Annotated in this window: 14 protein-coding genes; 3 read left to right on the top strand and 11 right to left on the bottom strand. The window is 35.8% G+C overall.

Annotated features, from left to right (window positions below):
• Positions 1 to 35 precede the first annotated feature (35 nt).
• The 5 genes from bioA to SIB53_RS01830 form a co-directional block, all read right to left on the bottom strand.
• On the bottom strand, positions 36 to 1,334 hold the full coding sequence (bioA, locus tag SIB53_RS01850; protein WP_413678530.1) for an adenosylmethionine--8-amino-7-oxononanoate transaminase: 1,299 nt from the start codon (positions 1,332 to 1,334) through the stop codon (positions 36 to 38).
• A gap of 84 nt (positions 1,335 to 1,418) precedes the next feature.
• Entirely contained in the window at positions 1,419 to 2,063 is a 645-nt protein-coding gene (gene bioD, locus SIB53_RS01845) for a dethiobiotin synthase (RefSeq protein WP_413678529.1), read from the bottom strand.
• Positions 2,060 to 2,815, bottom strand: coding sequence for a methyltransferase domain-containing protein (locus tag SIB53_RS01840; RefSeq protein ID WP_413678528.1), 756 nt, complete (start codon positions 2,813 to 2,815; stop codon positions 2,060 to 2,062). Before SIB53_RS01840 ends, bioD begins: the two co-directional genes overlap by 4 nt.
• Positions 2,808 to 3,524, bottom strand: a complete 717-nt coding sequence (locus SIB53_RS01835) for an alpha/beta hydrolase (RefSeq protein ID WP_413678527.1) — start codon at positions 3,522 to 3,524, stop codon at positions 2,808 to 2,810. Before SIB53_RS01835 ends, SIB53_RS01840 begins: the two co-directional genes overlap by 8 nt.
• A complete protein-coding gene (locus SIB53_RS01830) occupies positions 3,521 to 4,663 on the bottom strand; it encodes an aminotransferase class I/II-fold pyridoxal phosphate-dependent enzyme (RefSeq protein WP_413678526.1) in 1,143 nt (380 codons plus the stop codon). The genes SIB53_RS01835 and SIB53_RS01830 overlap by 4 nt, the downstream gene beginning before the upstream one ends.
• Positions 4,664 to 4,792: 129 nt before the next feature.
• Here SIB53_RS01830 and SIB53_RS01825 point away from each other — a divergent pair, with 129 nt between their 5' ends.
• Entirely contained in the window at positions 4,793 to 7,570 is a 2,778-nt protein-coding gene (locus SIB53_RS01825) for a DEAD/DEAH box helicase (protein WP_413678525.1), read from the top strand.
• A gap of 18 nt (positions 7,571 to 7,588) precedes the next feature.
• On the opposite strand, the gene SIB53_RS01820 is transcribed toward SIB53_RS01825, so the two are convergent.
• The 3 genes from SIB53_RS01820 to SIB53_RS01810 form a co-directional block, all read right to left on the bottom strand.
• A complete protein-coding gene (locus tag SIB53_RS01820; RefSeq protein ID WP_413678524.1) occupies positions 7,589 to 8,983 on the bottom strand; it encodes a class II fumarate hydratase in 1,395 nt (464 codons plus the stop codon).
• 126 nt (positions 8,984 to 9,109) lie between these two features.
• Complete coding sequence (purB, locus tag SIB53_RS01815; RefSeq protein WP_413678523.1) at positions 9,110 to 10,405, bottom strand: adenylosuccinate lyase; 1,296 nt, start codon at positions 10,403 to 10,405, stop codon at positions 9,110 to 9,112.
• A 43-nt stretch (positions 10,406 to 10,448) separates the two neighbouring features.
• Entirely contained in the window at positions 10,449 to 10,709 is a 261-nt protein-coding gene (locus tag SIB53_RS01810; protein WP_413678522.1) for a hypothetical protein, read from the bottom strand.
• Between the two features lie 95 nt (positions 10,710 to 10,804).
• Here SIB53_RS01810 and SIB53_RS01805 point away from each other — a divergent pair, with 95 nt between their 5' ends.
• Entirely contained in the window at positions 10,805 to 11,605 is an 801-nt protein-coding gene (locus SIB53_RS01805; protein WP_413678521.1) for a TlyA family RNA methyltransferase, read from the top strand.
• Positions 11,606 to 11,615: 10 nt separating this feature from the next.
• On the opposite strand, the gene SIB53_RS01800 is transcribed toward SIB53_RS01805, so the two are convergent.
• Positions 11,616 to 11,954, bottom strand: a complete 339-nt coding sequence (locus SIB53_RS01800; protein ID WP_413678520.1) for a P-II family nitrogen regulator — start codon at positions 11,952 to 11,954, stop codon at positions 11,616 to 11,618.
• A gap of 39 nt (positions 11,955 to 11,993) precedes the next feature.
• Positions 11,994 to 12,221, bottom strand: coding sequence for a hypothetical protein (locus tag SIB53_RS01795; RefSeq protein ID WP_413678519.1), 228 nt, complete (start codon positions 12,219 to 12,221; stop codon positions 11,994 to 11,996).
• 210 nt (positions 12,222 to 12,431) lie between these two features.
• Here SIB53_RS01795 and queF point away from each other — a divergent pair, with 210 nt between their 5' ends.
• Positions 12,432 to 12,818 carry a preQ(1) synthase gene (gene queF / locus SIB53_RS01790; protein WP_413679098.1) on the top strand — a complete coding sequence of 129 codons (387 nt, stop codon included), beginning with the start codon at positions 12,432 to 12,434 and terminating at the stop codon, positions 12,816 to 12,818.
• Here the strand turns inward: queF and SIB53_RS01785 are convergent.
• On the bottom strand, positions 12,807 to 14,087 hold the full coding sequence (locus tag SIB53_RS01785; RefSeq protein WP_413678518.1) for a cytochrome c biogenesis protein ResB: 1,281 nt from the start codon (positions 14,085 to 14,087) through the stop codon (positions 12,807 to 12,809). The two genes, queF and SIB53_RS01785, sit on opposite strands and share 12 nt — an antisense overlap.
• Between the last annotated feature and the right edge of the window lie 4 nt (positions 14,088 to 14,091).

Genomic DNA, 14,091 nt, shown 5'->3' with positions numbered 1-14,091 from the left:
TATCTAAGTGCTTAGAATCTTGGTAAGAAAAAATTCTAGGATAGAGAATTTAAGCCCTCTTGGATTCCAAAATAGCATTTTTCTAGCTCTTCATCTGTGATACAAAGTGGTGGCATTAGATAAACTACATCTCCTAATGGCCTAATGAATACACCAACTCTCAATGCACTTGCTTTCATGATTTTTCCAACGGAACTTAAATACCCTTTTTTACCTTTCACTTTAATATTAAAAGCAGCAATGGTTCCTGTGATTCTTGGACATTCAATTCTTGGATCTTTCACTATTTTTTGTAGATGAGGTAGATGACGTGACTCAAAATCTAAATATTTTTGAGGGGAGTTTTCTAAAAGATCTAAGCTGGCATTGGCAGCTGCGCAGCCTAAGGGGTTAGCTGTGAAACTATGACCGTGCCAGAAAGTTTGCTTTGGATCTTCCCCCAAGAAACCTTCTGAAATCCTTTTGCTGGACATAGTAACTCCCATCGGAAGGAATCCACCGGTTAACCCTTTTGAGAGTGATATGAGGTCTGGCTTTAACCCTGCTCTTTGAAAGGCAAATAGTTCTCCACACCTTCCAAAGCCAGTTAAAACTTCATCAGTAATCAGTAAAGAATTAGCTTGGCGTATTCTTTTTTCCACCTCTACTAAAAATTCTGAACGAACCATTCGCATACCTCCAGCCCCTTGCACTAATGGCTCAAGAATTACCGCAATAGTTGGTTTCTTTAGTAGTTGATCAAGAGTTTCTAAAACCTCCTTTTCTCGTCTTTCAAAATCTTCATCGCCCCACCATGTCTCAGGCCATGGGATTCTGCTCACAGGAAATAGCATTTGATCAAAAGGCTCGCTAAATATATTTCGTTCACCTACTGCCATTGCTCCAAATGTATCTCCATGGTAGGCACCTTCGAATGCAATGATTTGAGATCTATTGTCACCTTTGTTTTTCCACCATTGACGAGCCATCTTTAAAGCCACTTCTACTGCTGTAGAGCCATTATCCGAAAAGAATAACTTTTCAAGACCTGTTAATTTGCTTAATCGATTAGCTAATAGCTCAGCTTGAGGATGAGTGAAATCTGCAAAGATAATTTGTTCTAATTGCTCTGCTTGAGTTGCGATAGCCTTAGCAATATATTCATTTGCATGACCATGAAGAGTGACCCACCAGCTACTTATCCCATCGATTATTGGAGCTCTGTCTTTAGGAAGTAAAAGAGCACCTTTTGCTTTTTCAACCAATAATTGAGGCTTAGACGATGTAAGTTGTGTGAATGGTGGCCATATATGAGGGTTCTGAATAGTTTGATTTGAATTTTCTTTCTCATTCATCAAATTTAGTTTTCCCTCTTGTTTTATTTAACTTGATTGAAGTCAAAATAATCTTTTGATTAAGAAAAAAATAAAATTTTAATCTTAAATATATTGTTTAAGCTTTTGGTCTAATTGCTGTTTATTCCATTCTTGTGAAAGTACTTTTGCGTTGACTTCGTCAAAGATAGGAAGACTAGCAAGAATGTTTGTATTCCCAAATTGCTCTAGAGTCTTCGGATTGTCTCTGTGTGGAGGGCCGTTTAATACTATCCCTAATACATCTAAATTTCTATGTTTCAAGGCTTCTAGACTTAATAAGGTGTGATTTAGAGTACCAAGACCTGTCCTGGCTACTAGAACTATTGGAGCTCCCCAAGCCTTTAATTGGTCTATTTGTAGCCAATCCCGATTTAAAGGAACCATTAAACCACCTGCAGTCTCGATGATTATTAATTTATCTAAGTCAGGTAATTTTAAATTGCTTGGTTCAATAAAACTAGATTCTTGTTCGGCAGCCCAATGTGGAGAGACAGGAGCCTTGAATTTATATCTTTCAGAAAGATAGCGGTTAGGTTGAAGATTTAAGAGATTAGAAACGGTTTGGGTATCAGTACCTTCCTCTGTTCCGCTTTGGATGGGTTTCCAGTAGATACCTTTAAGACCTTGGATGAAAAAACTACTAACTATAGTTTTACCTACATCTGTATCTGTACCACAAATAATAATTCTTTTTGAGGAAGCACTCATCGCTTTATTAATAAAAACTGAATTGACCAACTAAGGCTTACATCTTTATCCTTGTTGGAAATTGGCCAAAAAGACAATAGATGTCGCCAATCTGAAACACTTAATTGTTCCTTCTGACTACTTTGTGCTCCGACCTTGATCATCGGCTTTAATAAAGAAGTTGCCTTCTTCGCTGTTTGTTTGATAACTTCAATTTTATTATATAAAATACTTTGTTTGGGAACGACTCTAATCAGTGAGTCGTATGATGGTAAATCAAGAGCCGTACATGTTAAATTTGCCATTTCTGCAGCTTCATACCATTCTGGAAAACTTCCCTTGATTGGGATTGCTAAAGCAATCCATCCATCTAAACTTAGAGAATTCAACCAGTCCTTAAGTTTTTTTTGTGGATTATCAAGCCAATGCAAAACAAAACTTGAAGCTAATAAATTTGGTTTTTTAGACCACTGAGGTAACCCATTATTTAAATCCCAAAGTTGTTTAATACTCTTTTCTGAATGTTGATCAATCATGTTTTTAGAATTATCCAATCTCACTACATATTGGTTTGGATGTAGATCTTCTAATGATTTAGCGAGTAGTCCAGTTCCAGAGCCAAGGTCAACCCATAGTCCATGTTTAATGGAATGATGAGAACATATTTTTGCAAGTTTTAAAGCAGTACTTTTTTGGATTGATGCTGATTCGTTATAACTTAATGCAGCTTCGTTAAAATTTTTCTTAACTTGGCTAAACCATGTTTTATGCATGATCAAATTCTAGCCAGTGTTGAACTGTTTTGATATTTTTAATTTTTGTGATGAAATGCCCCTCGTCTTTAAGGTTGATTATTTTGGGTACGTGCTCTAAGTGGTTTAGTAAATCTTCAGTTAGCTTTTCTTTCGTTTGATTAGCCAAAATATAGTCTTGTTCACTGTTAACAATAAGTACCTTGGCAGAATTGTTGAGGCCAATTGGTAGAGAATCAGAATTTATAAGAAGTTTTAAATCATTTTTTAGCCTCAACCTTCCAGAATCTGATATTTGAAGGAGCTTTGATTCGGATGGCTTAACATCAATGTGATTAGGTTTATAAGCTTTTATATCAAATTTTCTTAACATAGGTGCTTCATTAGGGGTGTTAATTGCATTCATCATCCTATTAAGGGCAAGTTTTATAGGGCGATTCTCTTTGGTACTTGGAAGAAAACGACTAAAACTATTGATTAATACAACATGAGTAGCTGAGCGTAAAACTTCTTTAGCTATCAAATGTGCACCAAGAGAGTGACATATAGCAACTCTTTTAAGGTCGACTCCATTTGAGCTGTAATTCCATTTGGGTGCATGAGGACTTAAATCTTTATATCCGCGTTCAGAAGTTTGCCAATCCCAATCAACTCTTTTAAATATTTTCTTCCAATTTGACCATTGATGACTATCACCAGCCCAGCCATGCATAGCAATTATTTCTTTCATTTGTTTTTAAGAACTTTGAAAAGTCTTTCGAAGACCTGAACGGTAGTATTTCGTCTGATCACCAACCTGAGCCTTGATTTGCCTTCAGGGACAGTTGGTGGACGGATCGCAACAGTTAGAAGACCTTGTGCCTCAAGTTTATTCTGATAATCCATGGCTAATTTATCTGACCCTAGAATTATGGAGATTATTGGACCTTCCCCACTAGGCCGTTGCCACCCAATTTGAGACAATCTATCTCTTAAAGCTATTGATTTCTCCTTCAGTTCGCTCCCCCAGTTCGGGTTGCTTTCAATTAGATTTAACGCGGCTAAAGCACTTGCACAAAGTGGAGGAGCTAAAGCAGTTGTATAGCGAAATGCCCCACAGTTTTGTATTAAATTTTCTCCTGTTATCTTGTCTGTTGCTAGAAATGCACCCCCACTTCCAAAGGCCTTACCGAAGGTCCCACTGATAATTGATATTGGTTCTTTGAGTCCAAAAGATTCTCCTCTTCCTTCTGGACCCATAACGCCAAAAGCATGAGCTTCGTCTATCAATAATTTTGAATCATACTTAATGCATAGCTTTGAAATTTCTTTTATGGGGGCTGTTGTACCCTCCATACTAAAAAGGCTTTCAGTAATTACTAAAGGTTTTTTTTGAGGATTTCTTTGTCTAGATTTTTTTAAAAGTCTTTCTAGTTCAGATAAATTGTTGTGCTTGAATCTAATGAGCTTTGCTCCACTCGCTTTGATTCCAACGAGCAGGGAATGATGTATTAGACGATCACAAATAACAGGAGTGTGACGATCAGCAAGTGCTAAAACCGCAGCCAGATTTGCCTGGAAACCACTCGGATAAAGCAGGACAATCTCGCGATCAAGCCATTCAGCGAGCTTCGTTTCAAGTCTTTGATGAATATTTCTACTACCAGTAATAAATCTTGATCCTCCAGAACCAACTCCATCAGTTTCTAAGATTTTTTTAGCTGCCTCAATTAATAATGGATGTCTTGCTAGGTCAAGATAGTCATTACTAGCTAGGTCAATTAATGTGATTTGATTTTGATTTTCATCTACACCAATCAATTCTGAGGATCTTTTCCCTGGGATCCAAGTTCTGAGTTTACGAATTCTAGAGTTAGGGATTTCAGGCATCTTGTTATTTTGTTTTCTGTATTTAAAGATTAGGGTGGTGGCTTGACATTTTTTCTTTGGTTTCTTGATTTTATTATGTATCCAAATCAAAAATCATGTGGTCATAGAATATTCCCCTAGGATTTAGCAATGACTTCATCAGAAAGAGATACGTCTGAGAACGAAATCCTCCAAAACAATTTAAATCCAAAGGAAATTTTTCCTTTTGCCTTGGATGAGTTTCAACTTAAAGCAATTGACTCACTCAATCAAGGACATTCTGTAGTTGTTAGTGCCCCTACAGGATCAGGAAAAACCTTAATAGGAGAGTATGCAATTTATAGAGCGATTTCTCATGGAAATAAGGTGTTTTATACAACACCCTTAAAAGCTTTATCAAACCAAAAGCTAAGAGACTTTAGAAATCAATTTGGTTCAAGCAATGTGGGTCTTTTGACAGGTGATTTGAGTCTAAATAGAGAGGCTTCGATTCTTGTCATGACTACTGAAATTTTTAGAAATATGCTTTATGCAGCAGCAGATAGAATTGATGACCCTCTACTTGATATAGAAACTGTTGTTCTTGATGAATGTCATTATATGAATGATGCTCACAGAGGAACGGTGTGGGAGGAATCAATTATTCATTGTCCTCAATCGGTTCAGTTCGTTGCTCTCTCGGCAACCGTTGCAAATGCAGGGCAATTAACTGATTGGATTGAGCAAGTTCATGGACCTACAGATTTGATTTCTAGTGATTTAAGACCAGTTCCCTTGGAATTCAATTTTTGTAGTGCTAAAGGGCTTCATCCATTACTTAATGATAAAGGAACTGGATTACATCCAAACTGTAAGATTTGGCGTCCCACAAAATCACATAAGAAGAGAGGACGCTTATCCAAGCCTACTCAACCTGATTCTCCTTCACTGGGCTTTGTGATATCGAAGTTGGCCGAAAGAAATATGTTACCCGCTATTTATTTCATATTTAGTCGTCGTGGTTGTGACAAGGCTGTGCAAACAATAGCTAGAACTTGTTTAGTGAACGAAGAAGAAAGAAATTCAATTCAAGATCGATTTGACAAATATATAATTTTAAATTCAGAGGGTTTGAGAGATGATTTACATATCAAAGCTTTATTTAATGGAATAGCCTCTCATCATGCAGGAGTTCTTCCTGCATGGAAGGAGTTAATTGAGGAATTATTTCAAGAAGGATTGATAAAGGTTGTTTTTGCAACTGAAACCTTGGCTGCAGGAATCAATATGCCGGCGAGAAGCACAATTATATCTACTTTGTCGAAGAGATCAGATAATGGACATCGTCAATTAATGGGGAGTGAATTTTTACAAATGGCTGGGAGGGCTGGAAGAAGAGGTCTTGACTCTAGAGGTTATGTGATTACTGTACAAACTCGATTTGAAGGAGTTCGAGAAGCCGGTAAATTAGCAACTAGTCCAGCTGACCCACTTATTAGTCAATTCACACCGAGCTATGGGATGGTTCTGAATTTATTACAGCGATATGATTTAGACAAATCAAAAGAATTGATAGAAAGAAGCTTTAGTAGATACTTGGCAAGCTTGGATTTAGTTGAAGAAGAAGAAGAGTTATCTAGATTAAAAGAGGAGTTTAAAGAGTATAAAATTTCTTCAGAAGATATACCATGGTCAGATTTTGAAAGATATGAGAAAATAAAAAGTCATCTGAAGGAAGAAAGAAGATTATTAAAAATTCTCCAAAAACAATCTGCAGAAACCTTATCTAATGAATTGATTTTAGCCTTAGAATTTGCTAATAATGGAACCCTCATAAGTCTGAAAACGTCTCAGTTGCGAGGAAAAGTTACACCTGCAGTTATTGTTGAAAAAATACAAAAAGCAGATCGCCAATCGCAATTGTTATGCTTAACAGATGAAAATATTTGGATACTTATTGCATGTAAGGAAGTTGTTAGTCTTTATGGTGAATTGACTTGCTTAGACGTGTCACATCTTACAACTCCTGAAATTAGTAGGTTAGGAGAAATACATCATGGGGATTTACTAAGTAATGAAACAGCTTCAATAATTTCAAATTTGGCTCAGAAAAATGATATGAGAACTGCTCAATATGATCTAGCGAGTGAAGTTCTATCTCAAGCTAAATTAGTAAAATCTCTGGATGATGAATTATTGATTCAGCCAGCTCATCGATGGGGGGATAAGAAAAAATTAAAGAAGTATAGACGAAGAATGGACGAACTAGGTATTGAAATACATGAACGTGAAGAGATGCTTTACGACAGGTCTAATCGTCACTGGGAAACTTTCTTATCACTAATTAAAGTACTAAACCACTTCGGATGCTTGGATGATTTAAATCCAACTGAAATTGGAAGAGGTATTGGATCTTTAAGAGGTGAAAATGAGTTATGGTTAGGATTAGTTTTGATGAGTGGACATCTTGATGAACTAACACCAGTAGAATTAGCTGGTGTTATTCAGTCAATTGTTACTGAAGTAAATCGTCCTGATTTATGGTCTGGATTTATTCCAAGTGCAGTCGCAGATGAAGCCTTTAATGTTTTATCAAATATTCGAAGTGAATTGTTTAGAGTTCAAGATCGATTTGGTATAGAAGTCCCAATCTTATGGAGTTCAGAATTAATAGGTTTGGTAGAAGCCTGGGCTAGAGGAAGTTCTTGGACGGATTTAATTTCAAATACTTCCTTGGATGAGGGAGATGTCGTACGAATTCTAAGAAGAACAAATGATTTGCTTTCACAGATTCCCTATTGTGATACTGCTAGTAGGCAGCTTAGAAATAATGCAAAGGCAGCGATGAAACTAATGGATAGATTTCCAGTTTGTGAGGCTGAAGATATTAATCAAGCAAAAGAAAAAAATCATGAACTTATTAATCCAGCAACTGAAAGAAATAATTGAGCATTAAAAAAACCGTTTTTAATCATCTCCAATCATAGATTTTGGATTGATAAGGTTATCAAATTCTTCTTGATCAATATAATTTAATTGACTGCATGCTTGTTTTAAACTTAGATTCTTTTCATGGGCTAATTGTGCAATCTTACTTGCTTTTTCGTATCCGATGGATGGTGCCAATGCAGTAACCAACATTAGAGAATTATCAAGATAGTCTTTGATCTTTGTTTTATTGGGTTGAATACCTTCAATCATATTTTCTCTGCAACTCTTACAAGCATTTTGAAGAAGGTTGATGCTTTTTAAAATGTTGTAGCCAATCAGTGGTTTATAAACATTCATTTGTAGATGTCCTCCACTCCCTGCTATTGATACCGAGGTGTCCATACCAATTATTTGCGTACATACCATCGCCATGGCTTCGCATTGAGTCGGATTAATCTTTCCTGGCATTATTGAGCTACCAGGCTCATTGGCTGGTAGCTTCAGCTCTGATAATCCAGCTCTAGGTCCACAAGATAAAAGTCGAAGATCATTAACAATTTTGAGAAAAGTTATGGCTAATAATTTTAGTTGAGACATTATATTTACAAGACCATCATGACTAGCCATAATAGAAAATTTATTAGCTGCTGTCTTAAAAGGTAAATTTGTTTTTCTAGCAAGATCAAGAGCAATTAAACTATCGAAATTCTTAGGAGTATTTAGGCCAGTCCCAATTGCTGTTCCTCCTAGAGGCAATTGATAAAGTTCCTCGAGGTTGAGTTCAATACGTCCTAATGCAGTTTCTAATTGAGCAGCCCACGCAGAGACTTCTTGTCCAAGAGTTAGAGGTACTGCATCTTGAAGATGAGTGCGTCCTATTTTGATAATATCTTTCCATTCTTTAATTTGTTGATGGAATATATCAATGAGTTTTTTTAATTCAGGAATTAAGGTGTCTTTTAAGGTGACTATTGTGGCTATTTGGATTGCCGCTGGGAATACATCATTTGTTGATTGAGAGCAATTGACATGATCATTGGGATGTATTGGATCATGACTACCTAACGGATTATTTAAACGTTTTGAAGCTATATTACAAATCACCTCGTTGACGTTCATATTTGTTTGAGTACCACTGCCTGTTTGCCAAACTTTCACAGGGAATTGATCATTATGCTTCCCTTCAATAATTTCTAAACTTGCTTCGGTAATCAATTTAGTGGTCTCTGAATTTATTAGGCCTAGATGATTGTTTACTTGAGCAGCTGAGGCTTTTATTTGGGCAATTGCATAAATAATCTCAAGTGGTATGACCTCATCTCCAATAGCGAAATTTAATATAGATCTTTGAGTCTGAGCTCCCCATAACGCATCCTTTGGAACATCAATCGAACCTAGGCTATCTTTCTCAAGTCGTTTTATGTTGGACATTGATCTTGGGTTGTGACTTTTAAGTTTCCTAGGGAATAGAAACTTATAACTATGGATTTTAGTTAAATCTACTTCTATTCCCTTTTGAGAGTGTATTCACTGATATTAATTGATTGAGCTTTTAAGTTATATACCAAGTCTTTCCCAAACAACTCTCAAATTGGACTGATGTAATTCGGTTGAGAAACAGTCAGAAAGTTTTTCTGTTGAGAGACTATTCATTACTTCTGGATCATTCTCAAGGTTTTTTTTGAAATTACCTTCTTTTTGATTCCATGCTGAATGAGCATTCTTTTGTACTAGTCGATAAGAATCTTCTCGACTCATTCCATTCTCAACTAAAGCTAAAAGAACTCTTTGACTAAAAACTACTCCTCCATAAATGTTCAAATTTTTCAGCATATTATTTGGATAAACTCCAAGACCTTTAATTATTGCAGTCATTTCTGTGACCATAAAATGAAGCGTAATAGATGTGTCTGGCAGCATTAATCTTTCATTGGAACTGTGGCTTATATCTCTTTCATGCCATAGAGCTACATTTTCAAGAGCTGCAACTACATAACTTCTTAAAACTCTGGAAAGACCACTTACTCTTTCACTTCGTATGGGATTTCTTTTATGAGGCATTGCAGAGCTTCCTTTTTGGCCTTTAGCAAAGTTTTCCTCAACTTCGAGAACATCCGTTCTTTGAAGGTTTCTAATTTCTGTAGAAAAACGATCTAGTGAAGATCCAATTAAAGCAAGAATTTGTACATAATTAGCATGCCTATCTCTTGAAATAACTTGAGTGCTAGCAGTATCACACTCAAGTCCCAAAAGTTCGCAAGTTATTCTTTCTATTTCGGGATCAGTATTTGCATAAGTACCCATAGCCCCGCTTATTTGCCCAACCGAGATGTCTTTCTCAAGACTGTTTAGCCTATCTTTGTTTCTAAGAGTTTCAGCTAACCATCCTGCCAATTTGAATCCAAAGGTAATAGGTTCTCCATGAATTGCATGAGAACGACCAATCATTACGGTTTGTTTATGCTGCCTTGCTAAATCTCTAATAGCTTCTTCAAGAAATAAAAGCTCTTTTTTTAAAAGCTTGACTGATGATTTTAATTGAAGTGCCAGACCAGTATCAAGGACATCACTACTGGTCATTCCAACATGTATGTAACGGCCAGCATCCCCAACATATTCATTTACATTTGTTAGAAAAGCAATTACGTCATGGCGAACTTCTTCTTCTATTTCGAGGATGCGTTCGGGTTTGAAACTTGCCTTTAATCGAATCGTTTCCATTGCACTTTTAGGGATTCTCCCTAATTTGCAATTAGCCTCACATGCGGCAATTTCAACATCAAGCCATGTTTGGTATTTGGCTTGATCAGACCAAATACTTCCCATCTCTGGGTTTGTGTAACGCTCAATCAAAGTGCTACAAAGTTAAAGGTTACTTTAATTTAGATCGTCAAGGTCAAGCTGACTTGAGTCTATTGTGTTCAACTTCCCAATGCACATATCTTCCCCAAGCCTGCTGTCTTACCCTGCATCTTCCTCCTTTGCAATCAATTACTTGAAAGGGAGGCAAATCATTGGGTTGATTTGCAAATTTTGCAAAACTTCCTGGTTGGAGAAGTTCAAGCACTTCTCCAGCTTGTTTTTTTGAGGTTAGATGAAAATGACCATGGCTAGATAGCTCATTTTCATTGGATGGATGCCTGAGCTTTTTAGACAAAACCTTGGGTCAGTTGACTAGATTCTCTATTGAAAAAGAGGATAAGCACGAGTTCTGCGGTTTTTGTTCCGTTTCCTGTTTGTTTTTGTAAACAAATGACTAAAAAATCGCGATTAGATCTTCACTTGCTGACTCAAGGGTTAGTGAAAACACGTCAAGAGGCTCAGAAGCTTATCAGAGCTGGCAAAGTTAAAACAATAAATGGTCAAATCTTAGATAAGCCAGGACAAGAAGTTTTAAAAGATCTTGAGATAGAAGTGACGCAGCCCTTGAAATATGTATCTAGAGGGGGTGAAAAATTGGCTGAAGCGTTTAATCAATTTCCTCTAGATATCAGGGATAGGGTTTGTTTAGATGCTGGGATTTCAACAGGTGGTTTTACAGATTGTCTTTTGCAGTTTGGTGCGGCAAAGGTCTATGGAGTTGATGTTGGGTATGGCCAGACTGCATGGAGGATCAGAAATGATCCAAGAGTTGTTCTTTGGGAACGAACCAATATTAGGCATTTAACTCCTGAAAAATTATTTAATGATGGTGACCAAATACCAGACTTTGCAGTTGCAGACTTATCTTTTATCTCTCTTAAAATTGTTTTGCCTAGCATTAAATCTCTTCTTCAATCTAACCGGTCTGAGTTACTTGTATTAGTGAAACCTCAATTTGAGGTTGGGAAAGATAAAGTTGGCAAAGGAGGAGTGGTTCGTGATCATTCACTTCATGCTGAGGCCATCGAAGGCGTAGCAAAGGAATCTAAAAAATATGGATGGTATCCAAAAGGATTGATCGCATCTCCTTTAAAAGGTCCTGCTGGTAATCAAGAATATCTTTTTTGGATGGGCGAAGCAGTTGAAGGAAATATTGAAATCGAAAAATTGTTAAATATTTTATGCATTTAAATTTTTGCGTTTAAAGAGCAGTTTCATTTATATCGCCCGTTCTGATTCGAACAACTGAATCAATTGGGCTTACAAAAATTTTCCCATCTCCGATTTCTCCTGTCTTAGCTGCATCAGCAATAGCATTTAAAACAATTTCAGATTTTTCATCAGGAACTACTACTTCAATTTTGAGCTTTTGAAGAAACTCAACGGTAAATTCTGAACCCCTATATCTTTCAACTTGTCCTTTTTGTCTCCCAAAGCCTCTTACCTCGCTTACTGTCATACCAACTATACCTGCATTTACTAATGCGATTTTGACATCCTCCAACTTAAAAGGTCGGATTATTGCTTCTATCTTTTTCATATAGCTTTAGGTAACTCTTAGAATATTAGATAGTTTTTATTAGATTTTGTCTATTTGACTTAGAGAATTGATGAAATTTACACTTAGACCTGCTTTTTGTGCATCTTCACTAAGCATTTCTGCGTCTATGGTAGGAATTATTACTAGACCATTACTTATTGCTTCCCAATGCTCGGATTCATAATGAGTTTGTAGCCAAAGGATTCCATGAATGCTTCTTGGTTCTATTTGAGTTCCATTTCGTTTGTCAAAAAGACTGATGTCCATATGAAGCTTTGAGTTATTCCTATTAAGAGGGATAGAGATGATTAGTTTTGTACTAGATTATACAATTCAGCTTTTTAGCATCATTTCGCTACTTTTAGATTAGAAGAATTTATTTAAAGTTTGAATTTTTAATCAAGCTTTTATGTAATGTAAGACATAAAGCGCTATCAAAATGTGATTAGACAAGAAAAAGACATCACAGAAGAAATTATGTATGGGGAGAGGGAAATAAAAAATGGCACCTTAATTTGTTTCCCTAATCCAAATACTAGTAGAGATTATGAAATTTCAATTGATTTCCCAGAATTCACATGTAAGTGTCCTTTTTCGGGTTATCCTGATTTCGCAACTTTGAGAGTTAAATATCAACCAAATACTAAGGTTTTAGAATTGAAAGCAATTAAACTTTACTTAAATAGCTTTCGAGAAAGGAAAATATCTCATGAAGAAGTTACGAATAAAATAATCGATGACTTTATTAAAGTTTCTGATCCTAAGTGGATTCAATTAGAAGCAGATTTTAACCCTAGAGGTAATGTTCATACAACTATTAGAGTCTGTCATGGTAAAAGAAATAATTTAGAGCTAATTCTCTAATAAACTAATAAAATTTGGCAATTCTTTTGAAAGACCAGAGAGATTTCTGTTACTTAATCCACCTATATAAATCATAGATTTCCCCTTTTCATGTAAGATCCATATTTTCTTAGTTGAAATAATACTAAGTGAACCACCAATAAGTATTATTGCAAAACTGGTATATACAAGAGGTACCCCAGGGTCATGTTTTAAGAGTAAACCACTACTTGGGATTATATTTATTATCTTTATTAAAGTCTCTTTGACTAGCTCTTCCTTATTTGTACTTAATGTTGTAAGTAATGTGCCATCACTATTATAAATAATTACTGGTCCTAGTTCACTTTCTACCGTTAATAATATAGGGTTTGTGCCATCCTTTTTTGTAGGTATAATTGTCCCCCAAACTTGTTCACCTAGCTCAGGAATAGGTTCTATTGGAATTTGTAGTTTTGGGCTATTTTCAATTTGAATAGTTATTGCTGCTAATGACCAGTCGGCTTGATATAATGTCAGCCCTTTGTATCTGAATGGATAATTAACACTAATTTCTTTTGATTGAGTATTTCCATTTGGCTCAATAACATTGACTATAGATCTATACTGCTCAGGTCTTCCTTGAGGGTCTCTTTCTATTTGAAACTTTTGTAATTCAATGGTTAACCCTGTCTCTTCATTATTGGTTAATAAATCTATAGATCTGCCAGGGGCTAAGAATTTTTCTATAGTTTTCCCATTCAATGATCCGTATGTTGCCCCTATCATTAATAGGATCATACCTAGATGAATTAATATAGGTCCTACTCGGCCTATTACTCCTTGGCGAGCAGCTATTCTTCCATCTGTTTCTTTTACATTCCAACCTTGCGCTCTTAAATTAAGTTTAATTTTTTCTAAGCTTTCCAAGTTGTTATTAGTCACTATTGTTTGAGCAATAGAAAGTTTTGCTATTTGACGAGGCGATTTATAATCGATCCAGTTTAATGCTGATTTAAGTATCGGTAATTGTCTTCTAAAACTACAAACTGCAAGAGCTAAACCAAGCCAAATTAGTAAGAATAAAAACCAAAAACTTGTATAGACGTGATTGAATTCAAGAAGGAGCAATATATTTCCATTAATTACTCCAAGAAAAGGATTCTTATTAAAATTATCGTAATAGAATTGATCTGATTCTTGTTGTGGTATTAAAGTCCCAGTTGCGCATGAAATAGCTATTAATAATAATAGTAATATCGCAATCTTTAAGCTAGAAAGCCAGTTTAGAACTTGGCTGATTTTTTTCATATAT

Source organism: Prochlorococcus sp. MIT 0916, assembly GCF_047305155.1.
In the GTDB taxonomy this organism is placed as follows: Bacteria; Cyanobacteriota; Cyanobacteriia; order PCC-6307; family Cyanobiaceae; genus Prochlorococcus_B.
Note: the sequence above shows the minus strand (reverse complement) of the source record. Positions and strands in the feature narration are given on the sequence as shown.

Bases quoted from the DNA above. Each gene is read 5' to 3' on its own strand.
- SIB53_RS01795 (WP_413678519.1), bottom strand. From the start codon at position 12,221: ATGGACATCAGTCTTTTTGACAAACGAAATGGAACTCAAATAGAACCA.
- queF (WP_413679098.1), top strand. From the start codon at position 12,432: ATGTATGGGGAGAGGGAAATAAAAAATGGCACCTTAATTTGTTTCCCT.
- SIB53_RS01820 (WP_413678524.1), bottom strand. From the start codon at position 8,983: ATGTCCAACATAAAACGACTTGAGAAAGATAGCCTAGGTTCGATTGAT.
- SIB53_RS01830 (WP_413678526.1), bottom strand. From the start codon at position 4,663: ATGCCTGAAATCCCTAACTCTAGAATTCGTAAACTCAGAACTTGGATC.
- SIB53_RS01805 (WP_413678521.1), top strand. From the start codon at position 10,805: ATGACTAAAAAATCGCGATTAGATCTTCACTTGCTGACTCAAGGGTTA.
- bioD (WP_413678529.1), bottom strand. From the start codon at position 2,063: ATGAGTGCTTCCTCAAAAAGAATTATTATTTGTGGTACAGATACAGAT.
- SIB53_RS01800 (WP_413678520.1), bottom strand. From the start codon at position 11,954: ATGAAAAAGATAGAAGCAATAATCCGACCTTTTAAGTTGGAGGATGTC.
- SIB53_RS01835 (WP_413678527.1), bottom strand. From the start codon at position 3,524: ATGAAAGAAATAATTGCTATGCATGGCTGGGCTGGTGATAGTCATCAA.
- SIB53_RS01840 (WP_413678528.1), bottom strand. From the start codon at position 2,815: ATGCATAAAACATGGTTTAGCCAAGTTAAGAAAAATTTTAACGAAGCT.
- bioA (WP_413678530.1), bottom strand. From the start codon at position 1,334: ATGAATGAGAAAGAAAATTCAAATCAAACTATTCAGAACCCTCATATA.
- SIB53_RS01785 (WP_413678518.1), bottom strand. From the start codon at position 14,087: ATGAAAAAAATCAGCCAAGTTCTAAACTGGCTTTCTAGCTTAAAGATT.
- SIB53_RS01825 (WP_413678525.1), top strand. From the start codon at position 4,793: ATGACTTCATCAGAAAGAGATACGTCTGAGAACGAAATCCTCCAAAAC.